The organism is Streptomyces sp. NPDC055243, assembly GCF_044544025.1.
Lineage (GTDB): Bacteria > Actinomycetota > Actinomycetes > Streptomycetales > Streptomycetaceae > Streptomyces.
On record NZ_JBITWR010000005.1, the window covers coordinates 158,632 to 176,827 of the forward strand.

The window sequence follows — 18,196 nt, forward strand, 5'->3', positions numbered from 1 at the left end:
ACGGATCACCCGCATGTCGGCCTGCCGCTGCTACACCGCCCGCCTCGCGCACAGCAACGCAGGGACGGCTGAGCAATGAGCCCGCCGCACGGTGAGTACGCGTACTCACGTGCGGCGGGCCGCTCGATCCAAGACTGTGCGCATGACACGCATCCCTGTCCCAGTCGGCACCTTCGCCCGCCCCTCACGGGGCCCGCAGCTCACCTTCGTGATGACAGCCGTTGCCGTCCTTGCGCTCGGCGCGTGCGGCAGCAAGAAGGCCGACGCCGGCGGAGAGCGGGCCAAGTCCGCAGTCACCGCCGGAGGCCAGAGCGACGCGGCCTTCACAGAGATGCTGGATCATGCCGCACAGCCGTGTCCCCCGAGCGCCCCGCCCGAGGCACCGCCGACCGAACCGGCGGAGACGCTGCCGGGTTCGGTGGAAGCGGACGTCGAGCCCATCGCCCCCACGGCCGGGCCGGAAGTGGAGTTGAACGCTCGCGACTGGTGTGCGAGCGCCCGCCATGAGGAACGCATCGCCCAGGCGCTGTGGAATCTGAAGGGCCCAACCCCCGCCAAGGTGAGGACGATCCTGCACGACCTCGGCTACGTCGACGACCGTATCCACGACCTCAGGCAGGCCGGAGCGAGCACACGGTTCTTCCTCGATCTGCGTGACAAGGGCGGTCGCCTCTGCCTGGAGGGCTCAGCGGCCGGCGAGCAGACCGTCATCGACCCCTGCGTAGCCCCCGCGACCGGGCCGTTCACGCCTGGAGGGCCGAAGGGGGACCAGGAGGGCCGTTGATGACCAAGGGGACGCGCTGGGCGGGTGTCTGCCCGCCGTGCGTGAACGACGACCGGCGTAAGAAGGTGCAGTGGATCGAGATCCACATCCAGTCTCTCAAGTCCGATCGGGCGCGGGTCTATTTGCGGGCGTGCTGAGTGCCTCTTGTGCGAGCCAGAGATCGGATCGCGTGTGCCGCTGTGCAGGCCGGTTCTCGGTTCTCGGCTCTCGATTCTCGGTTCTCGGGACAGTTCGTAACCGTTTGTGCGGGGGAGGGGTTTTGGCCGGTCGGGCGGAGGAGAGTTGGAGTGCCGGACCGGGTTCGGTACCGGCAACTTCTGCGGGGTAATTTGATTGAACGCTTCACCTTCTGATGGTCAACTCCGAGCGATCACCGACATCGTGCGAGCGGTGAAGGAGGGGCGGCAGTGGCGCGTCGGCCACTTGCTGGAACGTTTTGTGGCGCAGGCAGATCTTCCCGGGCTGCTCGCGCTGCGGGAGGCTCTCGACGGGGCCAGGCCAACACGCGCCCGGTAACCGGGCGCAACCCAGTGCCGAGGGGCCGACCGATGACCAATCGGGAACTCCGCCCGGTCAAGCGGTGAGCGGCAACTCGGCCAGGATCTGCCAACCGTCGGGGGTGAGGGCGACCACGTGCACAGCGGACACCTCGGAGGAGATCGGCAGGCGGCCGGTGACGTGACGTGCTATTTCGGCGGCCGTGTGGGCTGTCGCGTCGAGCGACACGGTGACGTGCACCGGCGGATCCTGCCCGAACCGGCCACCGTAGGGGACCTGTTCGGGGTACGCGGCGCGAACGGCGGTGGCCAGGGCGCGCAGTTCGGGCACCGGCACACCGGCGAACGCACCGGCCTGCTCGACCTCGGCCAGCCGGACGGGAATCCGGCCGCCCTCCGGCGCGGCCCGCAGCAGTGCGGCCCGCAACCGCTCCAGCTCCCTCGCATCGATCCGGTCGGCCGACAGCCACGGGTAGAGCAGCGTGGCGTGTGCGGGCACCTCCGGCCGCACCGCCCGCGCGTCCACCTCGGAGGCCAGCTCCAGCAGTGGTTCGGCGTCCGGCAGCAGGGCCAGCACAGCCGTCGTTCCCGGTGCGGGCATCGCGGCCGTCACCTCGCTTCCCGTGTCGAATCCCGCTGCGACAACCTCGGCCAGAGGGATGCGTGTACCCGGAAGCCGTCTTCCACCAGTCTGCGCAACGCCTCGTCCGCGAAGCGAGGGGGTGCGGCTGCGGCGGTTCGTTCAATGATCACCGCCGGAGGTTACACACTCGGCCGACGCCGGGAGGACGGAAACGTGGTGTGCGGGGCCGTCGGGACCGGGTAACGTCATGGGCATGGTCATGTTCTTCCAGACGCTGATTTACGAGTGAGAGTGTGACGGGCCCCTGCTGACCTCCCTAGACGTCGCCGCGCCCGTCCCCCACCGATGAATCCGTAGATCACTTCACATCATTCCGGGAGAACCCGTGAGCAAGAACATCAACAACCCCGTGGGCATGGGCGGCGGCAAGCGCAAGAAGCTGTCCCGCGCCGAACGGCAGAACAACGGTCCGCACCGCAACCTCGACCGCCAGGGTGCCGCCGACCAGAAGGCGGAGCTGGTGCGCAAGATGCGCGAGAAGACAGCCGAGGGCGCCGGGCAGACGAGCGACGACGCCGGGCAGACGAGCGACGACGCCGCGCAGAGCTGACGCACCGCCGCCGCAGGGCGGCACCGTACGGGGCAGGGCCCGGACCGCGACGTGCGGTCCGGGCCCTGCTGTCGTACGGCGTCAGCGGGCGACCAGCTCCCGGCTCAGGACGTGCTCGACCAGGGAGACCAGGACCTCCTTGCCGGACTCCCGGTCACGCACGTCGCAGAGCAGGACGGGCGTGTGCGGGTTCAGGTCGAGCGCGCGGGCCACCGTCTCCGGGGAGTGGCTGCGGATTCCGTCGAAGCAGTTCACCGCGACGATGAACGGGATGCCGCGGCTCTCGAAGTAGTCCACGGCGGGGAAGCAGTCCGCGAGCCGGCGGGTGTCGGCGAGGACCACCGCGCCCAGGCAGCCCGTGGCCAACTCGTCCCAGACGAACCAGAACCGGTCCTGACCGGGCGTGCCGAACAGATACAGGGCGAGATCGTCGTGCAGGGAGATGCGGCCGAAGTCCATGGCGACCGTGGTCGTGGTCTTCGTGGTCACCCCCTCAAGGCTGTCCACCGGGCGTGACGCCTCGGTGAGGGGTTCCTCCGTACGCAGGGGACGGATCTCGCTGACCGACTCCACCAGCGTGGTCTTCCCCACGCCGAAGCCGCCGGCGATCAGGAGTTTGAGCGCGGTGAAGTCGGCGGACACCGCGGGCCGCGGGTGGTCAGAGTGCACGGAGGCCATTGATCACTTCTCGCAGGAGGTGGGCGGGAGGACGTTCTTTCCCGCTGGCGGTGGACTGGGGCGGGGTGATGTGAAGCAGGCCCTGCGCCGTGAGGTCGCCGAGCAGGACCCGGACGACACCGAGGGGCAGTCCCGAGTCCGACGCCAGGTCCGCGACCGGGCGCGGGCCAGGGGCACTCAGGGCCAACAGGGCTCGCTGCTCAGGTGGGAGCGGGCCGCGCGGGGCGGTGCCGGTGCGCCGGACGATCGCCATCAGGTCGACGCGCTCCGCGCCGTTGTCGGTGCGGGCGCGACCGGCGGTCATGGCGTAGAGCCTGACCAGGGGCCCGGCCTCGTCGTCGTAACGGTCGGTCCACGCTTCGGCGAAGCCGTCGCCCGGATCGCCCCTGCGGCGGTTGGATGGCCGGTCGGTCATGAGGCCTCGCCGTCCGGCGTGGGCGCGCCGTCCGTCCGCACGGGCACGGTCAGGTGCTCGCGCACCCGGTCGACCAGCAGGGCCATCTCGTACGCCACCAGGCCGATGTCGGCGTTCCCGTCGGTGAACACGGCGATGCAGGAGCCGTCTCCGGCGGCGATCACGAAGAGGAAGCCGCCCTGCAGCTCGATCATCGTCTGGACGACGCCGCCCGCGTCGAAGTGCCGGCCCGCCCCCTTGGCGAGGGAGTGGAAGCCGGAGGCGATGGCGGCGAAACGCTCCGATTCGTCGCGGCCCATCCCGAGCGAGGCGCCGACGCACAGGCCGTCGGTGGACAGCATGACCGCGTACCGGACCTCCGCGACGCGGTCGACGAGGTCGTCCAGGAGCCAGTCGATGCCTCGCCTGCCGTGGTCGTCGATCTGGCTGCCCACGGAGGTGACGGAGTAGGTCGGCGTCATCGGTCTCGGAACCCTTCGTCGTTCGCTGCGTGGTGGTGGGGAGAGGGGCCCGGGGTGCCGGGGCCGGCCGTTTCGTCGCGGGTGACGGAGGCACGGCGCCGTCCGGAGCGCAGCGACGCCATCGTGGCGCGGGCGGCTTCCGGGGAGCGGACGGTCGGGCTCTGGGCGGGCTGCGGGCCCGCGCTCGCGTCGTCGTCCTGGCGCAGTTCGGGCGCGAGGCTGGCCTGGCGCACCCGGCGCGGCAGTCCGTCCTCCGCGTCTTGCCCGTCCGGTCCCTGTCCGTCGGGTGCGTCGGTGGGCTGCCCGGTAGGGGCGGGCGGGGTCTCGGGCCGCTGGACCGCGGCGTGCCGGGCGCGGCCGGGCAGCTGCATGGGCGCCGGGGCACCGTGCGAGGGGCGGGGCTCCGTCTCGGGTGCGTCCGCCGGTGCCCGGCTGTGGTGCCGCTGGGCGGGGACATGGGGGAGGGCCGGGTCGAGGTCCGGTGCGGGGCCCGGCTCCACCGCCCGCAAAGGCTCCGGTTCCGGCAGGGGGCGCAGGCCCGGGTGCGGGGCCTCCAGGAGCTGCTGCGGCAGGAAGACGACCGCGGTGATGCCGCCGTAGACCGAGCGGCGCAGAGTTACGTCGACGTGCTGGCGCTCGGCGAGGCGGTTGACCACGAACAGGCCGAGCTGGCGCGAGTCGAGCAGGTCGACGTCCGCGGCCCGGATCTTCTCGTTGGCCGCGGCGAGCGCCTCGTCGCCCATGCCAAGACCGCGGTCCTCGATCTCCAGGACGGCGCCCGCCCCGACCTCCTCACCGCGCACCACCACGGGGGTGTGCGGCGGCGAGTAGGAGGCCGCGTTCTCGGTGAGTTCGGCGATCAGGTGGATGAGGTCGGCGACCCCCGAGCCGGACAGGCGCAGATCGGGGATGTCGTGCAGCTGAACCCGCTCGATGTCCGCGGTCTCCGCGATGCCCGCGCGCACGGCGTCGATCAGCGGGACCGGGTTGCGCCAGGCGCGGCCGGGCGCGGAGCCGGAGAGGATCAGCAGGGACTCGGCGTGGCGGCGCATCCGCGTCGTCAGATGGTCCAGGCGGAAGAGGTCCTCCAGGTCCGTGGGGTTCTCGGTGCGGCGCTCCATGGTGTCGAGGAGTTCCAGCTGACGGTGCAGCAGCAACTGGCTGCGGCGGGCGAGGCTGACGTACACACCGGAGACACCCGTCAGTACGGCGGCGCGGCCCGCGACGGCGCGCAGCGCGGCACGCTGCACCGTGGTCAGCGCCGCACCGACCTGGCCGATCTCGTCCCGGACCGGCTTCTGCGACAGCGGCGCCTCCTTCTCCAGATCGAGGCCGTCGCCGCCGTGGATGCGGCGAATGGCGGCCGGGAGCCGCCGGGCGGCGAGTTCCAGCGCGGAGTTGCGCAGTCCGGTCAGGTCGTCGACGAGGCCGCGTCCGATGCGTACGGAGAGCAGGAGCGAGAGGATCACACCGAGCAGACCGAGGAGTACGGCGAGGCCGGAACTGCCCAGGTTCGACAGGGAGTACGGCTTCGCCCCGGCGCCCGTGTCGATCGCTCCTTGCTCCGCGGTGGCGAGCCCGGACAGGGTGGGACCGGCGACGGAGTCCCAGTGCCTCGCGCTCACCGCCGTGGCGGCGTCGGCGGGGCCGGCGGCGAGGACGGCGCCCTGGGCGGTGGCGAGGCCGGCTGCGGAGCGCGAGTCGAGCACCTTGCGGTAGGCGGCGGCGTCCTGGGACCGCAGGTCGGACACGGCCGCGTCGGCGAAGGCACGCTGCTTCGCGACATCGCCGACGTACGTACGGTACTGGGCCCCGGACATGGTCCCGCTCGCCTGCGCGGCACCGAGCACGGCGTCCTGGCGGCTCAACGCGTCGCGGGAGCGGGCCAGTTCGAGCACGGTACGGGTGGCGGAGGCGCGGTCGGGCTGGTCGGCGCCCGCGAGCCCGGAGCGGACCGCGAAGGCCCGGTCGACGGCCTTGCCGTAGTCGGAGAGCACGGCGGAGGCGGCGCGGGTGCTCTCGCGCCGCTCACCGAGCGACGTGGCGCTCGTGAGCAGGGAGCGGACGCGGCCGGGCAGCGCGGCGTCGAGTGCCGCGAGGTCGGTGCTGCCGGAGCGGATGCCCGCGCGCAGCGCCGTGACGGTCTTGTCCGTGCGGGCCTGCGCGGCGTCGAAGTCGGCGCGGGCGGTGCCGCCGGGCGCGGCCTGGTACTTCAGGGCCGCGGCCCGCTCGTCCTGCACCGCGGAGTTGAACCGTGCGACGGGCCGCACCAGGGTCGAGTCGATCTGGCGCAGCTGCTCGGTGGCCGAGACCTGGGAGGCGGTGGTGACGGCCGCGTGTCCCCACAGGGCCATCAGCGAGAGGACCGGCACGGTCAGCAGAGTGACGACCTTCGCGCGGATCGATTTGGGGCGCCAGCGTTCGGGCAGCAGAGGGCGTGCGGGCATGACGAAGGGTCTCCTTGGCGGTGCAGGAGTGCGGGGGCGCGCGGAATGCGTCGGCCCCGGGAGTACGCGGGGCGCCGACGTGCGTGACGGGGCGCGTGCCGCGGGTGGGGAGAGGGGCGGCCGGGGCGGCCCGGCCGCGGTCAGGAGACCGGGAGTTCGACCTCGTGCAGCGGGCGGGCGGCGGCCTCGCTCTCGGCGCGCTCACGCGCAGTGGGGGACAGTGCGACGAACGCGCAGGTCAGGAAGAGGAACGAGCCGAGCACCACGGCGAGCGGCAGGATGAAGGAAGTGGCGCTCGCGCCCTGCAGCGGCGCGGTCCCGGCGCGCACATCCACCGTGACGGCGGCCATGCCCGTGTAGTGCATGCTGCTCACCGCCAGACCCATGACGAGCGAGGCGAGAGCCGCGACGGTCGGCCCCCGCACGGACAGCGCGGCCCACAGAGCGGCGGAGGCGGCGGCGATGGCGATGAAGACGGAGAGCGCGACGAGCGCGGGGTCGTACGAGATCGAGCCGTTGAGCTGGACGGCGGCCATGCCGATGTAGTGCATCGCGGCGACGCCGAGTCCGGTGCCGACGCCGCCGAGCACGATGGAGCGCGCCCGGGAGCTGCCGTAGCCGGCGGTGAAGACGCCCGCGCCGACCACGGTGATCGCGACCACCAGGCTGAGCAGGGTCAGCGGGATGTCGTAGCGGATCGCGGTGCCGTCGACGGTGTAGCCGAGCATCGCGATGAAGTGCATGGTCCAGATGCCGGCGCCAATCGCGACCGAGGCGCTGATCAGCCAGTTCCTCCTGGACCGCCCCCCGGCTGCCAGAGCGCGCACGGTGCAGCGCAGTCCCAGCGCGGCGCCGACGACGGCCATGGCGTACGACAGGACCGGAGTGGCCCAGCCCCCTGCCATGTGGTGCATGTGACCCACGGGATTCCTCTCACTTGGCTGTGTCGGCCCCCCGGCGACCCGGGACGCTAGCACGCAGTGGATCTCCCGCCAGGGGGCACGAAAACCGCTTGTTGTGAGGGTTACCGAACAGTAGAGCCCGAGTTCACCGGGCTGCACGCCCACAGGGCCGTCACTGATCGCACACATAGGTGCGACTCTTGTCACGCCGCGTATCGAACCGCTCCCGACACCGCGGGCGACACGCCCAGTTCCGGATATCCGGGACATGCCGGTGCAGTCTCCCGCTCGCTGGACGGGCGTCCACCGCGGGCGCCGCGGGACGCGTACCCGACGAGATTCCCGAGCGCGCAGTCGTCCGCTCTGTGTGCCCGGACTGGGCCGTTCTGGGATGTCCTGCGGGACCACATGGCTGACCGGGAAGACGCCACCGTGGAGGGCGTCTTCGTGGGCCTCAACTTCGCTCTGCTGGACCGGCTGTGGGCCGGGTCGGGGCTTGCACCCCTCGGGACCCCGATGCCGCCGAGGGCGGGAGGCCGAGGAGAGCTGCGGGCCCAGGTCCCGGCCGACGTGCCGGCCGGGACCTGGGGGTGGCTCAGTTTGCCTGGTGGTCGGCCTGCCTGGGCAGGCAGAACATCAGGGCCCACATCAGGGCGAGGAGGCCGCCGACCCACCACAGCACGGTGACGAACGCGTCGCGGTTGACCGCGCCGTCGGGAGAGCCGCCGGTGATGGCGAAGAACACCACGGCGGTCAGCGCGGTGCCCAGCGCGATGCCCAGGTGAATGGCGGTGTTGAACAGGCCCGAGGCCGAACCGGCGTCCTCGTGCGGGACTTTGGCCAGCGACAGATCGGTGAGCGGGCCGGAGACCATGCCCAGGCCGAAGCCGATCAGCACCACCGGAGCGGTCATCGCCGGCAGGGTCAGGTCGGCCTGGTGGCTGCCGATCTGGAGCCCGTAGGTGACCATCGCAGCGGTCGCGATGAGGGCTCCGGCCTGCGGCAGACGGCGGGCGAAACGTCCGGCCGTCTTCGCCGCGATGGTCGCGCCGCCCAGTTCTCCCACGGAGAGCAGTACGAAGGCCACGGCCGCTTCAAGCGGGCTCATGCCCAGTCCGCGCTGCAGGTACAGCGTCCAGGTCATGAAGAACAGGCCGCACAGCAGGCCGTGCAGCAGGTCCGCGGCCATGCCCCCGGAGAACTGCCTGACCCGGAAGAGGGACAGGGCCACCAGCGGGGCGTTGCCCTGCCTGCGCCGCTGGTGGCGCAGGAAGACACCCAGGACAAGGAGGCCGACGGCGAGCATGACGAAGCTCCACAGCGGCCATCCGTGGGCATGGCCCTCGGTGAGCGGGAAGAGGATCAGGACGATGGCCAGGCCGGACAGCAGCATGCCGACCAGGTCGAGCCGGTCGGCCTTGCGGACGGTCGATTCGGGGATAAAGGTGCGTCCGAGGAGGAGTACGGCCAGCCCGACGGGCACGTTGACCAGGAAAATCGGCCGCCAGGACAGCCCGAACAGGTCGGCCTGGGTGAGCACGCCGCCCAGGACCGGGCCCAGGACGTTGGCGATGGCCAGGACGGCCCCGTACAGGCCGAACGCCTTGCTGCGGTTCTGGCCTTCGAAGGTGACGTGCATGGTCGCCAGGACCTGCGGGATCATCACGGCCACGCCGACGCCCTGAAGCAGGCGGGCGCCGATCAGCACGCCCGGGCCGGTGGCCAGACCGCACAGCAGCGAGGCTGCGGTGAACACGACGGTGCCGATGAGCAGGATTTTGCGTCGGCCGTAGATGTCACCGAGCCGTCCGCCGGTGATCAGCCCGACGGCGACCGGCAGGGAATAGGCGGTGGTCAGCCACTGCACAGCGACCGGTCCGGCGCCGGTCGACTCCTGGATCGCGGGCAGGGCGGTCAGGACGACCGACTGGTCGAGCATGTTCATCAGCTCGGCGGTCAGCAGCACCAGGAGGGCGATCCAGGCTCCCAAGGCCGCCTTCGAGGGTCCAGCTGATGGGTGGCCTGGGGTTTGGGTGGTGGTGTGCTGTGGCTCGTTGTCGAGCGCGGGGGAAGACAAAACGGGAACTCCTGATCCAAAGGAATCGGGGGAGCCCAGCCGACAGCCGCACCGGGGCCGGAAAACACCAAAGCCCGGGGCAGACGGCAGAGCTGCACCCGGGAAGGAAAACTGCGGGGAGGGGTGACGCAACTCAGGCCAGCGCGACGTCCGCCCCCGGACACGTGCGACACATCAGCACGCGGGGAACGCGGACGACTACATGGCCTGGTTAATAGGACGTCACCTCAAGATCGAAAAAGATGGAACAAGAAATCCGGTCGCTGCCACCGACACCTCGGCACAGGGACCCGTCCACCATATGACATCCCCGGGTCCCGTCGCACACCAGATAGCCGCCCCCCGGCTTTGCGTGGAACGCGGAGGAACACTCGGCGCGAGTCGGCGTGGTACGGCTCGGAGCCGGGAAGGCCGGGGGCTTTCGCGCCCCCCGGTCGGGTAGCGCGCGAAGTCCGTGGTGGCCGGATGGAGTTGCTCGTCACGGGTCGCGATCGCCTGGCCCTGGTTGTGGTGGCACGGTCGCGGTTGGGCCGGTCCTGCCGGCCGTCTTCGCGGTGCGTGCAACACCTGTGGCGCCACTTGAACTTGTGAGCCGGCAGCCGGATGACCGGACGACCGAAGGGCTCCGGGGCAGTGTTCTTGCCGCGGTGCAATTCGAAGGCAGTCATGGCCATCGCTCCGTAGTCTCCCTGCATGCCAAGCTCAGACCTTCCAGGCTCAGACCTTCAGGGCATCAACGCCTTCCTGTCCGCCTTCGCCCGCCGCCAGGCCGCGCACATCGTCGACCTTCCTGGCGGCTTTGCTGTATATGACGATGCTTTTCACCATTCCCGAGCGAACAACCAGGTCATCATCGATATGGCCGTCGACCCGGAGACGCTGCCCACCATCGCGGAGGAAGCACTGGGTCATCTGCCACACCGGCTGATCTCCGTCTTTGATGACGAAGTTGGAATGGCGTGTGCGGAGCCGCTGACACGGGCTGGATACAGCCACTCCATCTATCTGGTGATGCTGCACGCAGGCCCAGTGCCGGCAGGCCGACCCGCAGGCGAGGTAGACCTCGATGCGATACGTACTCCGCTCACCCGACGTTGGCGGGGCCTCCTTCCGGGCGTCGGCGACGAGGTAATAAGCCACCTTGTCGACCGACGCGAGGCTCGTCGGCGCGGGGCTGACATCGTTCGCTTCATCGGTGCTCTCACGGAGGAAGGCGAGGTCGCCTCATGGGCCGACCTCTATGTGGACCCGGCAACTGGCATAGCCCAGATCGAGGACCTGATCACCTCCGAGGCTCACCTCAGGCGCGGTTACGCGGATGCCGTCCTGGCCACTGCCCTGCGCATGGCTGCCGATGAGGACTGCAGTACCCGGTTCCTGACCGCCGACGCGTCAGACTGGCCGCGCCAGTGGTATGAGCGTCGCGGCTTCTCCGTCATCGGCCACTCGCACTGCTTCGAACGCGGCTGATCGGAAAGCAGCGGTGGCGTGCCGGTGATCCCCTCAACCAGTACCGACCACGCCCCTACGAGGATTGTCGGCCGCGTTGGTCCAGCGCTCTGGTCAAGTCCCGGTTGGCCTGCTCGCGGCATCGAGATCGGATCGGGCTCCCTCCAACGCGGACGTCAGTTCAACGGTGTGTTGCTCCAGCCTCGTGATCTTCCGCTGGGGCTGGCCGATGTCCGCTGGGGCTCCGAGCCCTGACTCCTGTCATGCCTGAGCCCCGAACGCCAGCGACTGTTCGACAGGACGGCACAGCGCCAGCGGGAGTGGCAGGGGAAGGGAGGTCACGGGGTAGCCGTAGCCCGCCCTGGCTGTGGCTGCTGGCCTGGCAGGGGAGTCTCACCCCAGCACCAGTAGCGTGCCGGGAACCAGAGCGTGGTTCGGGGGCATCAGGGCACCCGAATCCGCTACGTAGTATCCGGACAGCGGCCCCGTGGCGAGGAGTTCGGCCGGCGGGCGGGCCAGTGACATCACCAGACGCCAGGGTGGAGAGGGCTCAGCCCTCTCCACCCTGGCGTCTGGTGTGGTTGGTCTATGCGGCAGATGTCAGAGGCGGCCATGCGTCAGCCGAGTCAGCGGACCGCCCTGAATCTTCGCCGTCCGGCGCCCGGCGGTGAAGGAAACACCGACCACACTGACCAGACCGGCGGCAGCCCCTGCGGCAATGGCCTTGCGGTTCTTCACCAGGGTCCAGCCGGCGACGGCCGTTGAAGCGACCTTGCCGGTGGCCGACACCACCGTCTTGCCGCCACTTTCGATACCCGCGGCTGCCGCCTGCTTTGCACGCTGAGTCGCGAGACCGAAGGTGTGCGCACCAGAACTGGCGGCGTCGGCCGCTTCCCCGGCGGAACCCTTCGCCTTTTCGGCAGCCTCGGCCGACTCCTGCTTTGCCTTCTGTGCAGTGGTGTTCACCTTGCGCGCTCCTGTACTCGCAGTGGACCGCTCCTTGGCGGCTGTTGCCTTAGAGGTTCTTCTTCTCTCTTCAGCCATGCAGTCCGTGTTGCCACTCAACGCCCCATGAAACTTGAAGCGTTCGATCACTCTCGATCGACCAGCAGCCAGGAACCCACCAGCCCCAGGTCGGTCGGGTCGATGTGCGCGACGGCGGCCGTGAAGCTGGCGGAGTCGAGCAGGCGGGCGATGTCGGTGCCTACGGCCGGCGCGGCCTGGACCACGGCGGCCTGAACGGCGGCCCGTCGGGCGGCGGTCGAGCTGACGGTGAGCGCCTGCTGTGCCCACTTCGGCAAGGCGGGTCACGTCGCCCTCGGTGGTCTCGACAGGCGGCGCGGCCAGGGGTCTGCGGGGTCGAGCTGGTGCTTGGTGCGGCCGGTGCCGGGGGCTGGCGGGGTGCCGATCGGTGCGCCGGGGGCGGGGCGCGTGCGGTGGCCGGGGGCGGGGTCGACACGTGGGTCCTCCGGGGACGGTGTCCGGGGCCGTGCGCGCCTGGCGCTCGGCCGGATGCGGGCAAACGAAAAGGAGCCCGCGCCGAGCGGGCTGTGATGAGTTGTTTCGGAGGAACCAGCTACCGGACAGCAGCGTCTATGGGCACGGAGGGGGCTCGATGACCGTGCTATCGCTGATCATCTCGGCTGCTGCGTTAGTGGGCGTCGCAATGTCTTTGATCTATCAATCCCGACAAACGCGTCTGTCCCGAGAAGAGAACATGAGGGCGTCACACCGAGAGCTGTTGGTGATGTCCATCAATGACGAGATTTTGCGGCCCTGCTGGGGAAGTCCCCTGTCAGAGCTTCCAGAAGTCGTAGCGCGACAGATGCTGTTCTCGAACCTCATCGTGTCGTGGTGGCACTCTGCTTACATGATTAAAGAAACGACAGACCAGCAAGTCAGCCTGCTATTCCGCCATTTCTTCGAGGGGGAGATTTCTAGAGCGTATTGGGACAGGGCGCGTGCTGGATGGAGTGAGCTGGCGCACGCGGGAAATTCCTCGAAAACCAAGCGCTTCGTATCTCTCGCGGACGAAGAATACCGGGCAGTTGTGTCAGCAGGTGCCTAACTCCGGGTTGCACCTGGTGCGCGGAAGGTACGGCAAAGTCAAGAATGGGGCGAGTTGTAGCGTAGCCACGTATCTACGGGCTCCGCAGCGTCGACGCGCTCGGGTGCGGGCACGTGGTTTGGGCGTCGCCCCTGCGGCCTGCCTCGCGGCCTGCCGTGACTGCTCTCACGATGCCCTCGCGCGCGCCCATGTCACCCACCTCTTGTTCTGGTGGTCCGACGCGTTGTGCCGGGCGCCGTCGGCCTATCGCTACGGCTTGCCGGTCACCTGCTCGATGAACTCGGCTTGCGTGAGCCTGCCGTGTTCGGCCCACCAATCGGGCGCGCCTGCTCCGGTCTCTGTGAGGATGGCGGCCGCCTCGGCCTGTACGGCGGTGTCGTCCCAATCGGGGTGCAGCCAACGGCCTTTGGTCCCGGTGGACACGTCGCCCGCTCGGGCGAGCAGATCGGGGGTGGTTGCCGTGCTCTGCTCGCTCTCGGCGACGCCGTCGCCGAACTCGACGCGCGGCCGTTCCGGTTTGATCGGTCGGCCGAAGGTGCACGGCGTCGACTGCAACAGACATGCAGTATGTGCGCGAGATGCTGGCGCCAGTACCCGGTTTTCTTCTTCCGGGTGACCATGGACAGGGCGTCGCGGCTGTCGACCTCTGTCGCGGTGATCGGGCCGCCGTGGGCGTCGAGGCCGAAACTCTGCGCGGAGTAGCCGGCCGACTGGGCGGCCTGCCTGGTCAGTGCCTCGATGCTCCACTGGTGCTCCTCGACCCTGATCTCGAACTGACTCAACGTGATCGTGCTGCCCTCGTTGGGCGGCATCTTCAGCGAATGCCAGACCTCGCGATCGTCGTCGAACCCTGCGCCCTGTCCGGGCCCCGCAGGTATCCGTCGGGGGCGATCAGCCGTGCGCGGGCGAGGCGAATGTCGCGCATCCACGACGTCCACACGTCGTCGATGGCCTCGAACACGTCCCGGATGCCCTGGAAATGGGAACGCCCCATCGGGCTCGACTCGATCAGGTCGCAGTCCCACGTGGCACGGAGATACACCCCGGAAAGGCCCGCGTCCTGCTCGGCTTCTCCGTACAAGACCTGCTGTTCGTGGCCTTCGTCGGCCAGCGTTTCGAGACGCGTCTGTGTGGCCTTGTCCTCGACGCTCATGGCATGTCGCTGAACAATAGGTGCGCGCTCACGGCGGCGATGTCGGACGGCAACGGCACGTGCAGTCGGTGACGTGGCCGGGAGGTCTGCGCGCGGCGCCGGTCACCGGAGTACCACGCGTCGTCGAGGCGCATCTCGGCGTAGTACGGGGCCCATTGCGGGGGCGGCCATGAGGCGCCGGGCTCAGGAAGTGGCATCTGGGCCACCTCCTAATTGCACATCAGTACGATGGGTGAGACCGTGGATAAATTTGGGGAGTAAGTAATTCCTTGCGGGCCCTGTTGCGGCTCGCGTTAGAGGATCCGAATTTCGTCGAGACGTTCCGATCATGTATCGCACCGTGCTATACCTCATTGACAACACTCGGGGGATACTATGATCGAAAGTGTGATCATTGCTGTAGGTCAGTTTCTGGCTGGCAAAGGTATCGATGAACTGAATCGGGTCTTCAAGGCGTACGACCGGGAAAAGGTCATCGACCGTGCCATTGGGCAGGCGACCGCGCAGCATGGGAGGTATCACAGCCTATCAAATATCAACATGCTGTGCGACACGTGTGCAGGTATCGGTTGGACTCGAAGGGCACACAAGCAGAACCACAAGAAAAAGAAAAAGACGAAATATTGTCGCTACTGCAATAAGAGCGACTGGCCTTACAGTGCTTTCCCGAAATAGGTTCTGTCGCGCTATGTCGGATATATTTGCTGCGTGTTATAGAGTTCTGCGTTCGGTGAGCAAGTGGCGCCACTCGTGCGCGGTGGAATGGACGACGTAGCGCAGGGCGTCGGCGCTGTGGTCGTCGACCTTGATCGGGGCGTCGTCGCCGCGCTCGGTAGCTTTGGGGTCCCAGCTTTAGCCGGGCATTTCGGCGAGCAGGCCCTCGCACGAGTCGTGGCGCCATTCGGCGCACACGTACAGGCGGCCGTCGGCGCCCTCGCCGAGCAGGACCGCGGCAAAGGGGTTGGTGGTGCCGTAGTCGACGCCAAGCCGGTGCCGACGCATGTCGGGTTGCTCGGTGACGACGTGGCGGGGCTCGTCCCACATGTCGTAGATGCCGCCCTCGGCGACCACCCACGCGCCGTCGATCATGCGGCGGCGCCACAGGCCGACGTACTCGGCGGCGAGGTCGGCAACGTACTCGGGCGACGGGCTCGGGTTGTCGGCGAGGCGGAAGTGCCAGGCACGCAGGTTGAGTTTTGCCCGCGCGGTCGAGATACCTGGTCTTGAGCCAGTGGCGCGGTGAGTCGGGGTTGGTCGTGGCGTACGGGCGCGCGCCGGGCACGGACAGCAAGAAGCTGGACCCAAAAAGCTTCGGGCAGGAGGGTGGCCTCGTCGACGTACGCGAGTTGCACGGTGAGGCCACGTAGGCGGCCCTCGGCGCGGGCGTCGGCGGCGCCGATCAGGTGCACGGTGCGCCCGAGATCGTCGCCGTCGTCGCTCCGTGGGTGTGCACGACGTGCTGTGCGAGGGGACCGAACAACGCGCGATCTTGGAAGGGTTCCAGGATGTTGCGTTCGAACGTCTGGAGGCTGAGCCCGGACGGCCCCGCCGTGGCGACAGCCATCACGAACGCCAGTAGCGAGGCGATCGTCTCGCCGCTGTGCCGTGCCACAGGCTGATACGGGCGGTTGCCTGTCCGATTTTGCGGAGCTGCTTGAGGGACAGGGGCAGATTGCCGAGGTCGAGCACTACGGCTCACCCCCCCCCGGCGGCGCCCCCGTCGTCGTGGGCCTGGTCGTCGTCGGCGGCCTGCGTCAGTGCCTCGCCGAGCGCTCCGAGCATCGAACGCACCTGCTCGGCGTTCTCTCCGCCCTCGACGGGTGCGAGGCGTAGGGAGACCCCGACGGCGGTCTGTACCGACGCGACGATCGCCCGTTGGTCGCCGAAGCGGGGTTGCGGTAGGTGGGTCTCGTGCCACTCGCCAAAAAAGTGGCCGGCGAACTCGCCGTGCACGGTGGGCGCCCATAGCTGAGTGCGTAGGTGCTCGGCGTCGCCCTGTAGGTCGACGGCGAGGGTGGCGCGGCGGGCGGCGGGCGGCGGGCGGCGAGGTCGGCGGTGCGGGCGCGGGCGGCGGCCTCGACCTGTGGGGCGCGGTCGAAGCTGAGCGGGGGCTCGAAGGCTGTGGCGATCTTCGACACGGTCGAGGGGCTGCGCTGGATGGCGCGGGCCATGCTCCAACCCCGTTGCATCGAAACCGCTGATGGGGTGGCCTAATGCGTAGTTTTGACTACGTATTCTCCTCATCCTTGAGGAGGAGTGGCGATTACCGCGAGGCGAAAAGATTGCAACCTGCGCCGTTGTTCAATCTCCTCACCGCAGACGTCTCGCCTTGCGGCCTTCGTGTTTCACACTGAGTAACGGGTCGGCGCCGACCTAAACCCACTCGAACAGAACGGAAGTAGGTCAACATGCGTGCACGTGAGACACGACCTGCTGAGAGGCATGGGGCTTGTGTGTCGGCGACGATCCGTCGGCGCCGGTATCGGCGGTTGACTGTAGTGGTCGTCATCCTGCTAGCTGGTGTTGCCCCTTGGATCGACGCGCAACTCTTGGCAGTGGTGCTTGCTGTAGTGGCCGGGGTTGCGCCCGTCGCATTCGGCCAGTCCTTAGCTGCGTCTTGCGAGACTAGTCCAGCCTGAGCGCCAACAGTGCGCACCAACACGAAACGCCCCTCGTGATCGCGCGGGGCGTTTCGTGTGGCATCCGCGTGGCCTGTTTCCGGGCGTGCCGGGAACGGTCCCACCATTAGGTCGCAGCCGCCCCCCGAATATTCCCTGAGCCGCGTCCCTGAGACATTTCCGGGGCATCCCCGATGGTGCGCGCTTTGCCTGACTGGTGAGCTTTTGCCATGAGAAACCTCCAGTCCTCGCGTCCTCTGCTCGCGGTCATCACCGCGGCGGCGTCGCTCCTTGCTGCTGTCCCCGCCCTTGCTGATTCCCGGCACGGGGATTCGCGATTACACGCCAAGACCCAGGCTGCCTTGAACGAGATCGTGGAGCAGGGCACGCCCGGTGTCATCGCCCAAGTACGCGACGGCCACGGCGTATGGAACGGCAGGGCCGGTGTCGGCGACCTTTCCCGCAGCGACCAGCGCAGCACGCGCGAGAAGTTCCGCATCGCCAGCGTGACCAAGACCTTCACGGCCACCGTGCTGCTCAAGCTCGAAGCCAAGGGAAGACTGTCCCTGGACGACAGTCTCCAGAAATGGCTGCCCGGGGTGGTGCGCGCTCCGGGATACAGGCCCGAAGCCATCACTGTTCGGCACCTGCTCAACCATACGAGCGGCATTTTCGACTACAACATGGACGAGGAATTCCGCGCCAAGTACGCCGGTGCGGAGTTCGACAAGAACCGCTACACCCGGTGGGCGCCCAGAGATCTCGTGGACATCGGGCTGGCCCACCCGCCGAACTTCCAGCCCGAGCAGGGCAGCAGGCCCGGCAGGCCGGGCAAGTGGGACTACTCGGACACCAATTACCTACTCGCCGGGATGATCATTGAGAAGGTCACCGGCGGCACCTACAAGGAGGCGGTCGAGCGGCTCCTCATCAAGCCGCTCCACCTGCACGGCACCCGCGTGCCCGGTTCCTCGCCCAAGGTTCCCCGGCCGCACGCGACGCACTACTCCACGCTCTTCCAAGAAGAGCCGAACGCGCAGATCTACGACGTCACCAAGTTCAGCCCCACCGTGGCCTTCTCGGCCGGACAGATCATCTCGACCGTCGGCGACGTCAACACCTTCCTGTCGAAGCTGCTGGGCGGCGACCTGCTGCCCGCCGCCCAGCAGCGGGAGTTGCTCGACGCGGTGCCTGTCGACGGAGACAAGGGGCACGGCGGCCCGCAGGACGTCTACGGCCTCGGTATTCGGCACTTCAAGCTCACGGAGGACTGCTGGGCCTGGGGTCACGGCGGCCTGATCCCCGGATCCGCGACCCGGACGATGGCCTCGGTGAACGGCCGGCACGTGCTCACCATGAACCGCAACGGCGACTGGGGCGAGCAGAAACTGGAGGACGCGACCGTCGAGGCGGAGTTCTGCCAGAAGTGACCGCGGGTGCGGGCGGTCGGTGGC

24 protein-coding genes are annotated in these 18,196 nt (G+C 68.8%); 8 read left to right on the top strand and 16 right to left on the bottom strand.

Annotated elements, in window-relative coordinates; genetic code table 11:
• Positions 1-142 precede the first annotated feature (142 nt).
• The gene (locus ACIGXX_RS16655) at positions 143-784 is read left to right on the top strand and encodes a hypothetical protein (RefSeq protein WP_366465177.1); all 642 of its coding nucleotides are present in this window, start codon (positions 143-145) and stop codon (positions 782-784) included.
• Positions 784-921 carry a hypothetical protein gene (locus ACIGXX_RS16660; protein ID WP_361474470.1) on the top strand — a complete coding sequence of 46 codons (138 nt, stop codon included), beginning with the start codon at positions 784-786 and terminating at the stop codon, positions 919-921. The genes ACIGXX_RS16655 and ACIGXX_RS16660 overlap by 1 nt, the downstream gene beginning before the upstream one ends.
• Before the next feature lie 436 nt (positions 922-1,357).
• On the opposite strand, the gene ACIGXX_RS16665 is transcribed toward ACIGXX_RS16660, so the two are convergent.
• The gene (locus tag ACIGXX_RS16665; RefSeq protein ID WP_366465178.1) at positions 1,358-1,882 is read right to left on the bottom strand and encodes a 2'-5' RNA ligase family protein; all 525 of its coding nucleotides are present in this window, start codon (positions 1,880-1,882) and stop codon (positions 1,358-1,360) included.
• A 367-nt stretch (positions 1,883-2,249) separates the two neighbouring features.
• Between ACIGXX_RS16665 and ACIGXX_RS16670 the strand changes: the two genes are divergently transcribed.
• The gene (locus ACIGXX_RS16670) at positions 2,250-2,474 is read left to right on the top strand and encodes a DUF6243 family protein (RefSeq protein ID WP_351166639.1); all 225 of its coding nucleotides are present in this window, start codon (positions 2,250-2,252) and stop codon (positions 2,472-2,474) included.
• 81 nt (positions 2,475-2,555) lie between these two features.
• Here ACIGXX_RS16670 and ACIGXX_RS16675 read toward each other — a convergent pair whose 3' ends face one another.
• The 6 genes from ACIGXX_RS16675 to ACIGXX_RS16700 all read right to left on the bottom strand — a co-directional run bounded on the left by ACIGXX_RS16675 (position 2,556) and on the right by ACIGXX_RS16700 (position 9,367).
• Positions 2,556-3,152, bottom strand: a complete 597-nt coding sequence (locus tag ACIGXX_RS16675) for an ATP/GTP-binding protein (RefSeq protein WP_361474478.1) — start codon at positions 3,150-3,152, stop codon at positions 2,556-2,558.
• Positions 3,133-3,567, bottom strand: coding sequence for a DUF742 domain-containing protein (locus tag ACIGXX_RS16680; protein WP_351166643.1), 435 nt, complete (start codon positions 3,565-3,567; stop codon positions 3,133-3,135). Before ACIGXX_RS16680 ends, ACIGXX_RS16675 begins: the two co-directional genes overlap by 20 nt.
• Positions 3,564-4,028 (bottom strand): roadblock/LC7 domain-containing protein, encoded by a 465-nt coding sequence (locus tag ACIGXX_RS16685; RefSeq protein WP_351166645.1) that lies wholly within the window; start codon positions 4,026-4,028, stop codon positions 3,564-3,566. The genes ACIGXX_RS16680 and ACIGXX_RS16685 overlap by 4 nt, the downstream gene beginning before the upstream one ends.
• Positions 4,025-6,475, bottom strand: coding sequence for a nitrate- and nitrite sensing domain-containing protein (locus tag ACIGXX_RS16690; RefSeq protein ID WP_399976242.1), 2,451 nt, complete (start codon positions 6,473-6,475; stop codon positions 4,025-4,027). The genes ACIGXX_RS16685 and ACIGXX_RS16690 overlap by 4 nt, the downstream gene beginning before the upstream one ends.
• A 140-nt stretch (positions 6,476-6,615) precedes the next feature.
• Positions 6,616-7,398: an MHYT domain-containing protein gene (locus tag ACIGXX_RS16695; protein ID WP_351166649.1), complete on the bottom strand. Its 783-nt coding sequence runs from the start codon at positions 7,396-7,398 to the stop codon at positions 6,616-6,618.
• Positions 7,399-7,972: 574 nt separating this feature from the next.
• Positions 7,973-9,367, bottom strand: coding sequence for an MFS transporter (locus tag ACIGXX_RS16700; protein WP_399976245.1), 1,395 nt, complete (start codon positions 9,365-9,367; stop codon positions 7,973-7,975).
• A 780-nt stretch (positions 9,368-10,147) separates the two neighbouring features.
• On the opposite strand from ACIGXX_RS16700, the gene ACIGXX_RS16705 reads away from it, so the two are divergent.
• Complete coding sequence (locus tag ACIGXX_RS16705; RefSeq protein ID WP_399976248.1) at positions 10,148-10,924, top strand: GNAT family N-acetyltransferase; 777 nt, start codon at positions 10,148-10,150, stop codon at positions 10,922-10,924.
• Between the two features lie 579 nt (positions 10,925-11,503).
• Here the strand turns inward: ACIGXX_RS16705 and ACIGXX_RS16710 are convergent.
• Both ACIGXX_RS16710 and ACIGXX_RS16715 read right to left on the bottom strand, forming a co-directional pair.
• Positions 11,504-11,869, bottom strand: a complete 366-nt coding sequence (locus ACIGXX_RS16710; protein WP_351166655.1) for a hypothetical protein — start codon at positions 11,867-11,869, stop codon at positions 11,504-11,506.
• 125 nt (positions 11,870-11,994) lie between these two features.
• Positions 11,995-12,204 (bottom strand): hypothetical protein, encoded by a 210-nt coding sequence (locus tag ACIGXX_RS16715; RefSeq protein WP_399976251.1) that lies wholly within the window; start codon positions 12,202-12,204, stop codon positions 11,995-11,997.
• 188 nt (positions 12,205-12,392) lie between these two features.
• Between ACIGXX_RS16715 and ACIGXX_RS16720 the strand changes: the two genes are divergently transcribed.
• Entirely contained in the window at positions 12,393-12,971 is a 579-nt protein-coding gene (locus ACIGXX_RS16720) for a DUF6082 family protein (protein ID WP_399976254.1), read from the top strand.
• A 73-nt stretch (positions 12,972-13,044) separates the two neighbouring features.
• Here the strand turns inward: ACIGXX_RS16720 and ACIGXX_RS16725 are convergent, their stop codons facing one another.
• The 4 genes from ACIGXX_RS16725 to ACIGXX_RS16740 form a co-directional block, all read right to left on the bottom strand.
• Entirely contained in the window at positions 13,045-13,161 is a 117-nt protein-coding gene (locus ACIGXX_RS16725) for an Rmf/CrpP fold protein (protein ID WP_399976892.1), read from the bottom strand.
• Positions 13,162-13,220: 59 nt separating this feature from the next.
• Positions 13,221-13,526: a phage capsid protein gene (locus ACIGXX_RS16730; RefSeq protein ID WP_399976257.1), complete on the bottom strand. Its 306-nt coding sequence runs from the start codon at positions 13,524-13,526 to the stop codon at positions 13,221-13,223.
• A 259-nt stretch (positions 13,527-13,785) separates the two neighbouring features.
• Complete coding sequence (locus tag ACIGXX_RS16735) at positions 13,786-14,124, bottom strand: hypothetical protein (protein ID WP_366464273.1); 339 nt, start codon at positions 14,122-14,124, stop codon at positions 13,786-13,788.
• Positions 14,121-14,321: a hypothetical protein gene (locus ACIGXX_RS16740; RefSeq protein ID WP_366464274.1), complete on the bottom strand. Its 201-nt coding sequence runs from the start codon at positions 14,319-14,321 to the stop codon at positions 14,121-14,123. Before ACIGXX_RS16740 ends, ACIGXX_RS16735 begins: the two co-directional genes overlap by 4 nt.
• 190 nt (positions 14,322-14,511) lie before the next feature.
• On the opposite strand from ACIGXX_RS16740, the gene ACIGXX_RS16745 reads away from it, so the two are divergent.
• Positions 14,512-14,799 (top strand): hypothetical protein, encoded by a 288-nt coding sequence (locus ACIGXX_RS16745; protein ID WP_366464275.1) that lies wholly within the window; start codon positions 14,512-14,514, stop codon positions 14,797-14,799.
• A gap of 177 nt (positions 14,800-14,976) precedes the next feature.
• Here ACIGXX_RS16745 and ACIGXX_RS16750 read toward each other — a convergent pair whose 3' ends face one another.
• Positions 14,977-15,213 (bottom strand): hypothetical protein, encoded by a 237-nt coding sequence (locus ACIGXX_RS16750; RefSeq protein ID WP_366464276.1) that lies wholly within the window; start codon positions 15,211-15,213, stop codon positions 14,977-14,979.
• A 134-nt stretch (positions 15,214-15,347) separates the two neighbouring features.
• On the opposite strand from ACIGXX_RS16750, the gene ACIGXX_RS16755 reads away from it, so the two are divergent.
• Positions 15,348-15,491 (top strand): hypothetical protein, encoded by a 144-nt coding sequence (locus ACIGXX_RS16755; protein WP_366464277.1) that lies wholly within the window; start codon positions 15,348-15,350, stop codon positions 15,489-15,491.
• A 32-nt stretch (positions 15,492-15,523) separates the two neighbouring features.
• Here the strand turns inward: ACIGXX_RS16755 and ACIGXX_RS16760 are convergent, their stop codons facing one another.
• Together ACIGXX_RS16760 and ACIGXX_RS16765 are read right to left on the bottom strand one after the other, a co-directional pair.
• The gene (locus ACIGXX_RS16760; protein WP_399976262.1) at positions 15,524-15,736 is read right to left on the bottom strand and encodes a hypothetical protein; all 213 of its coding nucleotides are present in this window, start codon (positions 15,734-15,736) and stop codon (positions 15,524-15,526) included.
• A gap of 83 nt (positions 15,737-15,819) precedes the next feature.
• Positions 15,820-16,077 (bottom strand): hypothetical protein, encoded by a 258-nt coding sequence (locus ACIGXX_RS16765; protein WP_399976265.1) that lies wholly within the window; start codon positions 16,075-16,077, stop codon positions 15,820-15,822.
• An 895-nt stretch (positions 16,078-16,972) separates the two neighbouring features.
• On the opposite strand from ACIGXX_RS16765, the gene ACIGXX_RS16770 reads away from it, so the two are divergent.
• Positions 16,973-18,172 (top strand): serine hydrolase domain-containing protein, encoded by a 1,200-nt coding sequence (locus tag ACIGXX_RS16770; RefSeq protein ID WP_399976268.1) that lies wholly within the window; start codon positions 16,973-16,975, stop codon positions 18,170-18,172.
• Positions 18,173-18,196 lie beyond the last annotated feature (24 nt).